We start from the raw sequence: 12,947 nt of genomic DNA, 5'->3' as shown, positions 1-12,947 counted from the left end.
AACAATATGAAATCTATATAATAAATGTTAACATTAATATTATTATAGTTAACAATAAGGTGATGAAAATGCAATTATTAAAAAATATTGAAAGGTACGCGCAATATCAAGCGTACGATTGTGCGCTTCAATTTGATGAAGAACTTATAAGTTATAAAGCGTTGCAAGAACGCATAGTAGCGATTGTAGAACAATTACATGATATTCCTGAAAATCAATGTGTTGCACTTACGATAAACAATCCGATGTCTACAGTATTGTATTATTTAGCTTTAATCAAAAAAGGGTGCATACCTTGTGTTATGGATTTTCGATGGACTCATGAGCAAGTAAATAAGCTCATAGAAAAATACGATATTGCATATCTTATAAATAATGATTTAAAAGTCATATTATTTGAACAAGTAGAACAAAATACTACAGAGATAGAAAATATATTACATATTGGTTTTACTTCTGGAACGACAGGACTGCCTAAAGCGTATTATAGAAATGAGTTGTCATGGCTATATTCATATGAAGAAACTGAAAAATTAATGGCAGATGAAATAGATAGTATGATTGCACCAGGGCCACTATCACACTCTTTATCTTTATTTGTGTGCATCTTTGCTTTGTATAGTGGTCGGAAATTTATTGGGCAGCAACAATTTAATGCAAAAGTATTAATGAATAGAATGAAAACAGAAAAAACAATAAAGCATTGCGCTTTATTTGTAGTTCCTACAATGTTAGATACTTGTGTTGCCTGGAACAGTTCTGTGAAACAAATTAGATATATATTTACGACCGGAGATAAATTGCAACATCGTTTAAGAGATAGTGTAGCAATATATTTTCCTAACGCTACATTAATAGAGTTCTTTGGAACGTCGGAGGCAAGTTTTATTAGTTATAACTATAATAATGATGCACCTAGCCATTCTGTAGGCAAACTGTTTCCTAATGTTACAATCAATCTCGATCAAGTTGATGAACGTGGTATTGGTAAATTAAAAGTTAAGAGTAACATGGTCTTTAGTGGATATATTGGGGATCCACTTCCCAATGATTACTGGATAGAAATTGGTGATTTTGCATCATTAAATTCAGAAGGTTACTTATATTTACATGGACGCCAACATGATCGAATGATTATTGGAGGTCGAAATGTTTACCCAAGTGAAATAGAACTTTTCGCTCAAAATTTTAAAGAATTCAATGAAGTATTAGTCATTAGTGAGCCTCATTCAAAATTTGGTGAAATCGCTGTATTGCTTTATACGGGTAATCATCAAGTGAAGTATCGTGAGTTAAAATATTTTTTAACTCAATATTTGGCTCGTTATCAGGTGCCATCAAAGTTAGTGAAAGTAAGTGAAATGCATTATACACAAAGTAGTAAAATTGCACGTAAATATATGAGAAGTCTTTATTTAAAGGGTGAGTTAAAATAATGAATGAAGCGGTTATAGTCGCAGCCAAACGAACTCCATTTGGTAAATATGGTGGGAAATTAAAGCATTTAGAACCAGAAGTATTATTAAAACCATTATTTGAGCATTTTAATGCACAATATGCAGATATAATGACAGAAATTGATGATGTTATTTTGGGTAATGTGGTCGGAAATGGTGGCAATATTGCTAGAAAAGCTTTGCTGGAAGCTGGATTGAATCAAAATATTCCTGGTCTTACATTAGATAGGCAATGTGGTTCTGGATTAGAAGCAGTGATACATGCATGTCGAATGGTTCAAGTAGGTGCGGGATCCATATATATTGCTGGTGGTGTAGAAAGTACAAGTAGAGCACCTTGGAAGATTAAAAGGCCGCATTCCGTATATGACACACAGTTGCCTGAATTTTTTGAACGTGCTTCTTTTGCACCAGATAGCCAAGATCCATCGATGATACAAGCTGCAGAAAATGTAGCGCAAAGATATAATATATCAAGAAATGATCAGGATGCGTTTGCATTTGAAAGTCATAGAAAGACGATTATGGCTTATAAACAAAAGCAACTTAATCAGGAAATTGTTTCGTTAGAAGTGAAAGGTGAAATTTTTAACAGAGACGAAAGTATTAAAGAAAGAATGAATGAACGCACTTTAAATCGTTTGAAACCATTGTTAACTGAAGGAACAGTCACTGCAGGAAATTGTTGTATGAAGAACGATGGCGCAGTATTATTATTAGTTATGAATAAAGCAATGGCTGAAGCTTATGGTATACAAGAGGGTTTAACTTTTAAAGATGGTATTACAGTGGGAGTTGATCCTACTTTACTTGGAATTGGACCAGTACCTGCAGTAAACACACTACTTAAGAGAAATAAACAAACGATAGATGAATTAGACGCTATAGAATTAAACGAAGCATTTGCATCTCAAGTATTAGCAAGTCAAAGAGAGTTAGGTATATCACTAAATAAGTTGAATATATATGGTGGGGCAATTGCTTCAGGGCATCCATATGGTGCAAGTGGTGCGGCATTGGTTACACGCTTGTTTTATATGAAGGATTACTATAGAACTATTGCAACTATGGGGATTGGAGGTGGCATGGGAAATGGAGCGATATTTGAACGATGGTCATGAAGTTAGAGAAGTTATATTCAATGATAAGGAAGTGAATATTTACAACCAACTATTTGGTGATGAGTTAACTAACACAGTCCCGCCACTTTTGTGCGCAAAGCTATGGCCAGAGTTCACTTTGTTTCAAAAATTTACAGAAAATGAAATTTTACTTAAAGAAACCGAAGTTACTCAAATACAACCTATAAGTGTAAATGAATATTATTTAGCACATATGTATATTGTTGGATGTAAGAAAGTACGTCAATATATGAAGTATATAGTCAAATTAGAAATTAATAAAAATAAATATAAATGTATATCTATTACGCAAACTTTTTTGGAGTGTATTTAAAATGTTCGAGCTAAATATAGAACAAGTAAGAAAATATTTAACATTAATTAATGATCACAATCCAGTACATGAGCAAATTGTTCCCGGTCAAATGGTAGTTCAAATAGCGCTTACAAAAGCAAAAGTGAATTGGTCATCTTACAAAGTGAAATATGTTGAATCGATTGAAATATCAGAAGTTATTAAAGTTAAATTTGAAAAACCTAATAAATTAATTATTTTAAATGAAAATAACAAAATAAAAATACGCATAACTAAAAAATGAGTTTCCATATTTACTTAACGGAACTCATTTTTTTATTTTGTTATAAGTTTTATATGTGCAAAAAATAAAAAGAGTAATATGCATTTTTTGCATAAAAATAAAGAAAAAAGTGATTAAAAGGTTGAGGACAGTTTGACAATATTCATTAACTACGTATAATTGTATAACATGTTAAAGGGAGTGGACATATTCATGGATTATGAAAAGGATTTTGATAAAAGTAGTATAAATAAGGTTGATCCCAAAACTGCTAAAAAAACTGTGTTTGCTACAGGTATCGGAAACGCAATGGAATGGTTTGACTTTGGTTTGTATTCTTATTTAGCAGTGATACTCGGGCAAAACTTCTTCAGTTCGGTAGAAAATGATCAACTCAAAACAATATTTACGTTTGCAACATTTGCAATCGCGTTCTTACTTAGACCAGTCGGTGGTATTATCTTCGGTATGATTGGAGATAAATACGGTAGGAAAGTAGTATTAACAACAACCATCATTATGATGGCATTCTCTACATTACTCATTGGTATTTTACCTACATATGACCAAATTGGTGTTTGGGCCCCGATACTGCTCTTATTAGGTAGAGTGTTACAAGGGTTTTCAACAGGTGGAGAATATGCAGGTGCAATGGTATATATAGCAGAATCTTCGCCAGATAGAAAACGAAATACACTTGGTTCTGGCCTGGAAATTGGTACATTATCAGGTTATATTGCTGCCTCAGTATTAAGTGGATTATTATTCTTCTTCTTAAGTGATGATCAAATGGCTTCGTGGGGTTGGAGAATTCCATTTATCTTAGGCTTATTCTTAGGTATCTTTGGTTTTTATTTAAGAAGAAAACTAGAAGAATCTCCAGTATACGAAAATGAACTTGCAGATAAACCGAAAAGAGATAATATTGGTTTCTTAACTATTATTAGATATTATTATAAAGATATTATTGTATGTTTTGTTGCAGTTGCGTTCTTTAACTGTACAAATTATATGGTAACTTCATATATGCCATCATATTTACAACAAATTATTAAATTAGATAGTACAACAGTATCTATCTTAATTACAGTTGTTATGGCAGTAATGATTCCATTAGCATTAATGTTTGGTCGACTTGCTGATAGAATTGGTGAGAAAAATGTATTTTTAATTGGATTGGTTGGTACTGCAGTATTAAGCATTGCTGCTTTTTCACTTTTCCAAACAACGTCAATCATTTTCATTATCGTTGGTATCTTTATCTTAGGTTTCTTCTTATCAACATATGAAGGAACTATGCCAGGTTCATTACCAACTATGTTCTATACACATATTAGGTACAGAACTTTAGCTGTAACGTTTAATGTATCAGTATCTTTATTTGGTGGTACGACACCATTAATTGCTTCTTCACTTGTAGCGAAAACAGGTGACCCGTTATCTCCGGCTTATTATTTAACAGCCGTGAGTATTGCAGGTATTATCATTATTTCGTTATTACATGTAAGTACAGCAGGCAAATCACTTAAAGGTTCGTATCCTAATGTCGAAAGTGACGAAGAATATGAGTACTATAAAGATAATCCTGATAAAGCATTATGGTGGACGAAAGATAAGCGCGTGTAATTAAAAATTTCAAATATAGTTAAAAGAGGGACAAAAATCAATTTTTTATATAAAATGATTTTTGTCCCTTTCTATTAACTATGATGAGGAATGAAATAGTTTTTGATGAAAGAAACAATCGAGTTAATATTCATGTGCGAGCATCACTAATTCAGTAAACGGATTGCAAGGACTAAAAATACTTATGTTCATTTCAGTCATTTACTGTCTATATGATTAAACAGTTCCAGACATGCAATGTCCAGGACTGTTTTTTTATGTTATCTTAAGGTTAATTGAGAAAACTTAGGAGGATGAATATGGCTGTTACAGTAGAACAGTATTGGAGAAAATTTATTGAAGTATTCCCAGAATATAAAGGTATGAAATTTGAAGCATGGTCTTTTGGTGTTGATGAAGATGAATTAGCTAAATTAGTAAAACAAGGTGAAAAAACTGCAACGACAAGTGGTTATGAATCTTATAAAGTTGAAGAGGAACCACTCCCTCAAATAGGAGAGGTTAGTGTCATCTTAAATGAAAAAGGTCATCCCCAATGTGTAATTCAAACAACACGAGTTTATCAAACTCCTTTTAATGAAGTAACTGAACATCATGCCTACTTAGAAGGCGAAGGTGACAAGTCGTTAGCATATTGGCGTAAAGCACATATAGATTTCTTTAAGCCGTATTATGAGTCTTTAGGATTGGAATTTAATGAATCAATTGTCGTAGTATGTGAAGAATTTAAATTGCTATATGTATAAAAATAGTGGTACATAAGTTAGAACTGCTTCGAGGTTGCTCTCCAAGCAAACAAAGGGGACAATCTTTGCCTAACTATGTACCACTTAGGGTGAGTGTTTATAGGGTTGTGTGTGTTCAAAGCGTGTATAAGGGGACAACTTATACATGCTTTGCTTTTTTAACTTCATATTTCTTAAAGGGGAGTTAATTGTATATCTTAAATTGTGAATTCTTCATATTGCATTTTCTGCAAAGTCTTCGATGTATAGAAAATGTGCTTAATAACTTAACTTCATGTTATCAACATCATTTTCAAGTAGAGAGAGTAACTTATATAATTCATTCATGTTGAAATTTTCATCGAATTTAACAGAAATTGTTTTGAAAGTCTTGGTGATAATTTCATATATTGGGTTACCATTTTCAAAAGCTTGTTTGTAGATAATCATGTTGTGATTCCCTCCTTTATCTCTCTACACTTAATATATTAATAGAAAAACAAAGTAAATACATGAGTCTACAGTATCAACTTTTTATCAGACTAATGTCGTATATTATTTGAACATTTATATAATAGCGCATGTTTGGTGTATTTTTATAGGTTGTTTGAAGTTTGTATTATATAATTGTTCATAACCCATTTTTCAAAACTTTCCATAGTATATAAAGAAAACACACCTCATTGAAAGCATGCTTTCAATGAGGTGTGTTTCTGTCTCTTGTTTATTTAAACTTCTGTAACTTCTACATCAATATGTTCAACGCGGTTAAATGCACCGTGATCAACTGGACCAACGAAGTCATTCATTTTCCAACCATTTTTAATTGCTGAAGCTACAAATGCTTTTGCAGCGATAACAGCATCTTTAGGTGATTGGCCATTTGCTAAGTATGCAGTAGTAGCTGCTGCGAATGTACAACCAGCACCGTGGTTATAACTTTGTTGGAACATATCTGTTGTTAATTGATAGAACTGTTTGCCATCAAAGTAAAGGTCATATGATTTATCTTGGTCTAATGCTTTACCACCTTTAATAATAACGTGTGCTGCACCTTGTTGATGAATAATTTCGGCGGCTTTTTTCATATCATCTATTGATTTTAAAGTACCTAAATTGGCAAGCTGACCAGCTTCAAATAAGTTTGGTGTTACAACAGTAGCTTTTGGTAATAAATATTCTACCATTGCATCTGTGTTACCTGGATTCAGTACTTCGTTTTCTCCTTTACATACCATTACTGGATCTACAACAAAATAGTCTGCGCCAGACTCAACAAATGCTTCGCCGGCACGTTTGATAATTTCTTGTGTACCTAGCATACCTGTTTTCACTGCATCTGGACCAATTGAAATTGCTGTTTCTAATTGTTTTTCAAATATATCAAATGGAATTGGTGTTACATCATGTGACCATGTTTTTTCATCCATTGTTACGATTGAAGTTAGGGCTACAATGCCATATGTGTTTAATTCCTGGAAGGTTTTTAAATCAGCTTGCATGCCTGCTCCAGCACTAGTATCTGAACCGGCAATCGTTAATGTTTTTTTCAATGCCATTAAATTTCACTCCTAAATATCTTTTGCACTTATCATACCATGTTTAACATGTATTCTAAATAATGAGGTGTTGATAAAGGAGGCTTTGAGAAGGTTGCAAGGTTTTAAAAGGATTTACGTAAGTGAGGGTCATTAAATTAATAAACCAAGCGAACACCTGAGCATAAGCTCAAGTGTAAGAACCACTAATTTTGCTAAAGCAAAAAAGTGGTTCTTTATGTTACTATATGAATGAGGTGAGACGATATGGAATGGTCGGATATTTTTCATGATATAACTACACGACATGACTTTACTGCCATGCATGATTTTTTAGAAAAAGAATATACTACTGAAGTGGTGTATCCAGATAGAGAAAATATTTATCAAGCATTTGATTTAACGCCTTTTGAACACGTGAAAGTGCTCATATTAGGCCAAGATCCTTATCATGGACCGAATCAAGCACATGGATTAGCTTTTTCAGTGCAGCCAGATGCCAAGTTTCCACCTTCTTTACGAAATATGTATAAAGAACTTGAAGATGATATTGGTTGTATAAGAAAATCTCCACATTTACAGGATTGGGCACGTGAGGGTGTCTTATTATTAAATACTGTTTTGACGGTTCGCCATGGGGAAGCGCATTCCCATAAAAATATTGGCTGGGAAGTCTTTACCGATGAAGTGATAAAAGCGGTATCTGAACAATTGAAAAATGTCGTGTTTATTTTATGGGGGAAACCCGCGCAACAGAAAATTAAGCTAATAGACACTACAAAACACCATATTATTCAGTCTCCACATCCGAGTCCGTTGTCAGCATATCGTGGTTTCTTTGGATCAAAACCGTATTCTCTGACAAATAAATATTTACAAACAAATGGCATTCAACCAGTGAATTGGTGTGAGAGTGAGGATTAATATATGGAAAAAGAAAAGATTATTCAATTGATTGAACAGGAGTTAGTCCAAGCAGACGAAGCTCAAAGTAATGCTGATTTTGAGAAGCATATATATGCGATTCATACATTAACATCATTAGTTACTGAGACTCGTTCTAATAAACAACGTTATACTGACAATAGTTTTAATGTATCATCTTCTTTTAAATCATCAACAGTACAACAAGGAAATACTAAATCGCATATTTCTGAAAATGAAATCCGAGCGATGGGTGGAAAAGTTCCAAATAGTTCCAGTCAGAATGTGACAACCGACACTGGATTAAATTCTAATAAATTGCTTACAGATGATGAAATAGGTAATGGTGACTCAATTTTTGATTTTTAAATGATGAAAGGATGGAAATTAACATGATGAAAGTGTTTATTATTTTAGGTGCTCTTAATGCGATGATGGCAGTGGGTACAGGTGCTTTTGGTGCACATGGATTAGAAAATAAACTATCGGAAAAATACTTATCAATTTGGGAAAAGGCAACAACTTATCAGATGTATCATGGTCTAGGATTATTAGCGATAGGTATCATTAGTGGTACTACATCGATTAATGTCAATTGGGCAGGTTGGTTACTATTCTTTGGTATTATATTTTTCAGTGGTTCATTGTATATTTTAGCTTTAACTCAAATTCGTATATTAGGCGCGGTTACGCCAATTGGCGGCGTACTATTTATTGTTGGCTGGCTAATGTTAGTTATAGCAACGATTAAATTATAAATTTATAATTGTTATAGAATTCAACTTATGGGTATAATACACTTCATGAGGTGAATTTTATTTATGAGTCAAAATGAAAAACAGATAGATAGAGGAGATTTAAAACAGAATTTATCTGAGAAATTTGTATGGGCAATCGCCTATGGATCGTGTATAGGTTGGGGTGCTTTTATATTACCTGGTGACTGGATAGGTCAATCAGGCCCAGTTTCTGCAGCGATAGGTATCGTAATCGGTGCATTATTAATGATACTTATAGCAGTAAGTTATGGTGCATTAGTAGAACGTTTTCCTGTTTCAGGCGGAGCCTTTGCATTTAGTTTTTTAGGGTTTGGGAGGTACGTAAGTTTCTTCTCATCCTGGTTCTTAACATTTGGATATATTTGTGTGGTCGCATTAAACGCCACAGCATTTAGTTTATTAATTAAATTTTTATTACCTGATGTTTTAGAAACTGGTAAATTATATACGATAGCAGGATGGGATGTGTATATCACTGAAATCCTCATTGCTTCATTATTATTAATTGTTTTTATGTTTGTAGCAATTAAAGGTGCAAGTGTTTCAGGGTCTCTGCAATACTATTTCTGTGTAGCAATGGTTATTACAATATTATTATTATTTTTCGGTTCTTTCTTTGGTAATAACTTTTCTTTTGAAAATTTACAACCATTAACCAATGAAAGTAAGGGATGGTTTACTTCAATCATAATGATTGTGGCAATTGCGCCATGGGCATATGTTGGATTTGATAATATACCACAGACAGCTGAAGAATTTGATTTTTCGCCTAATAAAACATTCAAACTTATTGTATATAGTTTGTTAGCTGCAGCATTTACCTATGTATTGATGATATTATACACTAGTTGGTTAAGTACTTCGTCGACCAGTTTAAATGGAAACTTATGGTTAACAGGTGCTGTAACACGAGAAGCCTTTGGTTATATTGGTTTAGCAGTGTTAGCAATTGCAATTATCATGGGGATTTTCACTGGATTAAATGGCTTCTTAATGAGCTCTAGTCGTTTGCTATTCTCTATGGGCCGTTCAGGTATTATGCCATCAGTATTTAGTAAATTGCATAATAGATACAAAACACCATATATTGCAATTATCTTCTTAGTTGCTATTACGTTAATTGCACCGTGGTTAGGACGTACTGCATTGACTTGGATTGTCGATATGTCGTCAACAGGAGTATCTATTGCATACTTTATTACTTGTCTGTCAGCAGCTAGGTTATTTAGCTTTAATAAATCTAGCAATACCTATAGCCCTGTTTATAAAATATTTGCAATCTTAGGTTCAATCGTATCATTTATTTTCTTATTGTTATTATTAGTACCTGGTTCACCAGCGTCACTATCTGTACCTTCATATATTGCATTAGGTAGTTGGTTAGTGATTGGTTTAATCTTCTTTGTAGTGCGCTATCCAAAACTGAAGCGTATGGACAACGATAAATTAAGCAGATTGATTTTAAATCGTTCAGAAGATGACGTCGTAGATCTAATAAATGAACATAAGTCAGAGAAAGCAAATCAATAGTTATTATTTCTCGTAAAAATATGTATTTAACATGGGATAGTAAAAATTTAATTATTTAAAAAAGAAGGACAGCAATCTATGATGAGCTGTCCTTCTTTTTTGTGTTTATTGCAGTAAATATAATGATCATACGCGTTTTTTACGTATTTTTGTTCCGGAAACAATGAGTTTGGCTATTTGGTCAGCGAAGAGCAATCCTAAGGCTATTGCACCAGCTATAAGTGTGACTTCTAACATTGTATTTATAGCTTTACTAAACTCTAACAGTACTAGATTCTTAGTTGCATCAAAGGCTAGTCCGCCAGGAACTAATGGAATTATTCCTGGAATCATAAAGATGATAACAGGTTCTTTTTTAACACGAGCCATAATATGACTTAAACAACCTAAAGCTAGACTTCCAAAGAAACTAGAATAGATCGTGTGCGTAGAAAATCCATCATAAAATAAAATATAAACCATCCAACCACAAGCTCCAACAAGTCCGACAATGTTATATAGACGTTTAGGAACATCAAATATTACACCGAAAAAGAGGGAAGCAGTATAGCTAAATATAAAATTTAATATCCAAAACATAGACATAACTCCTAAAAAATAATTAGTATTGTGCTAACGCCAGCCCCGATACCAAAAGCAGTGACGAGCGCTTCTAATGATTTAGTGGTAAACATCAACATATGTCCACCGAACAAATCTTGAATGGCATTTGTGATTAACACACCTGGTACGATCGGCATGACTGCAGCAATTATAATAGTGGCGACTGAACCACCTGGAATGAGGTGATGTCCTATAATTGTTGTTAAGCCAATTACTAACGCTCCCATAAATTCAGGAATAAATTGAGCATGTAATTTTTGATGCAATAATTCTACTACGATATAGCCTAAAGCCCCAGCTACTAATGCGGTAAAAACATCTATTAAATAACCACCTTGTAAGTATAAAAAGCTAACTGAAATGATTGCGGCAGCTATAAATTTGTAAAAAAGATAATGGTTTTGGATGCTTTGTTCATTGTATATTTTTTGTAATTCTTGAAATGCGTCTTCTAAAGAAATATCACCCAGTGACAGTCTTCTAGAAACGCCATTTGTTCGTGAAATGCGAAGTAGGTTCGTGTCTCGTGTTTTAATCCGGAAAATCCTTGGATAAGATTCATTATGTAGCATAAAATTGATGACAGTATTTGTAACAAAACTATTGCTCTCTTTATAGCCTAAAGTAAAAGCCATCCTTGTCATCGTATCTTCTACGCGTGAACCTTCTGCACCTGATTCTAATAGAATTCTTCCAGCAAGCATAATAACATCTTTTGCCATTTTTTCATCATAACTCTCGATTGCTTGATTATAAATTGTCATTTAATCACCAAATAAAAATGTATTTAACCAACACTATTGAATCATTCTCATAGAGTGGGAATAAGTTATTGAATTAATATTTTTTATTGTAACACTTTATTATTACATTTTGTTATAAGAATCGCTTTGCACTTATTATATAAGGGAATTAATGTATTTCGTACAATTGTTCTGATACATTTATGTTTCAAATATTTCAAATAGGTTAAAATAGTATTAGTTAACTGTTACAGACATATATTGAGTAGCGACAATATAAACAGTTAATATTTAAATTAAGTAGTGGCTAAAGTTCTCCCAAACACACTACAATAAAATGAGTATAAGGGTGTGACCCTTGTCTCAAAATTAAAAGACCTCGTCATTAGTTAATCTAGTGACGAGATCTTTTTTAATCATAATGTGAAATTTTTTAATGAGTTAGTAGCACTAATGTAAACTACTTCTCATTCTGTTTTTCTTTCTTCATATATTTATAATGAAAAAAGATCTTGTAAATTTTCTTTATTAACAATGTGGCCTACATAGAAACTACCGAAGTCACCATAGCGTGCTGTTGTTTCATCAAATCTCATCTCAGAGACGATTTTTTTGAATTGTAATGGATCATCTGCAAATAATGTTACTCCCCATTCAAAGTCATCGAATCCCATTGAGCCTGTAATAAATTGTTTGATTTTTCCAGCGTATTGACGACCGATTTTGCCGTGTGCATACATAAGTTTTTGACGTTCTTCAAGTGGGAGCATGTACCAGTTATAAGTTTCATTACGACGTTTATCCATTGGATAGAAACAGATATATTCAGAATGTGGTAATTCAGGGAATAATCTTGGTTTAATATGAGGGTTTTCATAAGGATCTTCATCAGATTTTCCAGCAAGATAATTTCCTAATTCTATGATTGAAACATATGAATATGTTGGGATTAAGAAATCAGTGATTCTTAATTTATTGAATTCATTTTCAAAGGCGTTTAAGTCTTTCATTTCTGGTCGTAATGCCCATAAAAGAATATCTGCTTTTTGACCTGTTATATTGTAAAATGCATGGTCACCAGTATTGTTTATGCGTGCTGATTCATGTTTATTTAAAAATGATTGTAACTCTTCTACGAGATTTTGACGTTCTTCATTCGGCACTAAACGTAGGCTTGACCAATCAATCGCATATAATAAATGTAAACTGTACCATCCATCTAGTGTTTCTGGTGCTTGTGGCATTTAAATCTCTCCTTTTATGAAAATTTTTATGTCTTCACTACAAAATTTTACCATAAAGGGAGTATTAAAACATAAGTAA

Annotated in this window: 15 protein-coding genes; 10 read left to right on the top strand and 5 right to left on the bottom strand. The window is 32.9% G+C overall.

What is annotated here, in order from left to right; genetic code table 11:
• Window positions 1–68: 68 nt before the first annotated feature.
• The 6 genes from ACSUE0_RS08580 (at window position 69) to ACSUE0_RS08555 (ending at window position 5,528) form a co-directional block, all read left to right on the top strand.
• Window positions 69–1,436, top strand: coding sequence for an AMP-binding protein (locus tag ACSUE0_RS08580; RefSeq protein ID WP_436956973.1), 1,368 nt, complete (start codon window positions 69–71; stop codon window positions 1,434–1,436).
• Window positions 1,436–2,578, top strand: a complete 1,143-nt coding sequence (locus ACSUE0_RS08575; RefSeq protein ID WP_119613683.1) for a thiolase family protein — start codon at window positions 1,436–1,438, stop codon at window positions 2,576–2,578. Before ACSUE0_RS08580 ends, ACSUE0_RS08575 begins: the two co-directional genes overlap by 1 nt.
• Window positions 2,550–2,912, top strand: coding sequence for a hypothetical protein (locus tag ACSUE0_RS08570; protein ID WP_119613684.1), 363 nt, complete (start codon window positions 2,550–2,552; stop codon window positions 2,910–2,912). The genes ACSUE0_RS08575 and ACSUE0_RS08570 overlap by 29 nt, the downstream gene beginning before the upstream one ends.
• 1 nt (window position 2,913) lies before the next feature.
• Window positions 2,914–3,177, top strand: coding sequence for a hypothetical protein (locus tag ACSUE0_RS08565; RefSeq protein ID WP_119613685.1), 264 nt, complete (start codon window positions 2,914–2,916; stop codon window positions 3,175–3,177).
• Window positions 3,178–3,369: 192 nt separating this feature from the next.
• Window positions 3,370–4,782 (top strand): MFS transporter, encoded by a 1,413-nt coding sequence (locus ACSUE0_RS08560; protein WP_436956970.1) that lies wholly within the window; start codon window positions 3,370–3,372, stop codon window positions 4,780–4,782.
• Window positions 4,783–5,081: 299 nt separating this feature from the next.
• The gene (locus ACSUE0_RS08555) at window positions 5,082–5,528 is read left to right on the top strand and encodes an ASCH domain-containing protein (protein WP_119613687.1); all 447 of its coding nucleotides are present in this window, start codon (window positions 5,082–5,084) and stop codon (window positions 5,526–5,528) included.
• A gap of 258 nt (window positions 5,529–5,786) precedes the next feature.
• On the opposite strand, the gene vraX is transcribed toward ACSUE0_RS08555, so the two are convergent.
• Window positions 5,787–5,957, bottom strand: coding sequence for a C1q-binding complement inhibitor VraX (vraX, locus tag ACSUE0_RS08550; protein WP_017723548.1), 171 nt, complete (start codon window positions 5,955–5,957; stop codon window positions 5,787–5,789).
• Between the two features lie 278 nt (window positions 5,958–6,235).
• Window positions 6,236–7,066: a bifunctional hydroxymethylpyrimidine kinase/phosphomethylpyrimidine kinase gene (gene thiD, locus ACSUE0_RS08545; protein WP_119613688.1), complete on the bottom strand. Its 831-nt coding sequence runs from the start codon at window positions 7,064–7,066 to the stop codon at window positions 6,236–6,238.
• Window positions 7,067–7,312: 246 nt separating this feature from the next.
• Between thiD and ACSUE0_RS08540 the strand changes: the two genes are divergently transcribed.
• From ACSUE0_RS08540 to ACSUE0_RS08525, 4 genes are all read left to right on the top strand, one after another.
• Window positions 7,313–7,969 carry a uracil-DNA glycosylase gene (locus ACSUE0_RS08540; RefSeq protein WP_119613689.1) on the top strand — a complete coding sequence of 219 codons (657 nt, stop codon included), beginning with the start codon at window positions 7,313–7,315 and terminating at the stop codon, window positions 7,967–7,969.
• Window positions 7,970–7,972: 3 nt separating this feature from the next.
• Window positions 7,973–8,338 carry a DUF5327 family protein gene (locus ACSUE0_RS08535; RefSeq protein ID WP_119613690.1) on the top strand — a complete coding sequence of 122 codons (366 nt, stop codon included), beginning with the start codon at window positions 7,973–7,975 and terminating at the stop codon, window positions 8,336–8,338.
• A 26-nt stretch (window positions 8,339–8,364) separates the two neighbouring features.
• The gene (locus ACSUE0_RS08530) at window positions 8,365–8,727 is read left to right on the top strand and encodes a DUF423 domain-containing protein (protein WP_119613709.1); all 363 of its coding nucleotides are present in this window, start codon (window positions 8,365–8,367) and stop codon (window positions 8,725–8,727) included.
• 63 nt (window positions 8,728–8,790) lie between these two features.
• Window positions 8,791–10,278: an APC family permease gene (locus ACSUE0_RS08525; RefSeq protein WP_119613691.1), complete on the top strand. Its 1,488-nt coding sequence runs from the start codon at window positions 8,791–8,793 to the stop codon at window positions 10,276–10,278.
• A gap of 126 nt (window positions 10,279–10,404) precedes the next feature.
• On the opposite strand, the gene ACSUE0_RS08520 is transcribed toward ACSUE0_RS08525, so the two are convergent.
• From ACSUE0_RS08520 to hemQ, 3 genes are all read right to left on the bottom strand, one after another.
• Window positions 10,405–10,857: a threonine/serine exporter family protein gene (locus ACSUE0_RS08520; protein ID WP_047172793.1), complete on the bottom strand. Its 453-nt coding sequence runs from the start codon at window positions 10,855–10,857 to the stop codon at window positions 10,405–10,407.
• 11 nt (window positions 10,858–10,868) lie between these two features.
• Window positions 10,869–11,639 (bottom strand): threonine/serine exporter family protein, encoded by a 771-nt coding sequence (locus tag ACSUE0_RS08515; RefSeq protein WP_430459417.1) that lies wholly within the window; start codon window positions 11,637–11,639, stop codon window positions 10,869–10,871.
• A 479-nt stretch (window positions 11,640–12,118) separates the two neighbouring features.
• Window positions 12,119–12,868 (bottom strand): hydrogen peroxide-dependent heme synthase, encoded by a 750-nt coding sequence (gene hemQ / locus ACSUE0_RS08510; RefSeq protein ID WP_436956966.1) that lies wholly within the window; start codon window positions 12,866–12,868, stop codon window positions 12,119–12,121.
• Window positions 12,869–12,947: the final 79 nt, after the last annotated feature.

This window comes from Staphylococcus sp. AS1337, from assembly GCF_051408735.1.
Classification (GTDB): Bacteria; Bacillota; Bacilli; order Staphylococcales; family Staphylococcaceae; genus Staphylococcus; species Staphylococcus xylosus_B.
This window is presented reverse-complemented; position numbering and strand designations above follow the sequence as displayed.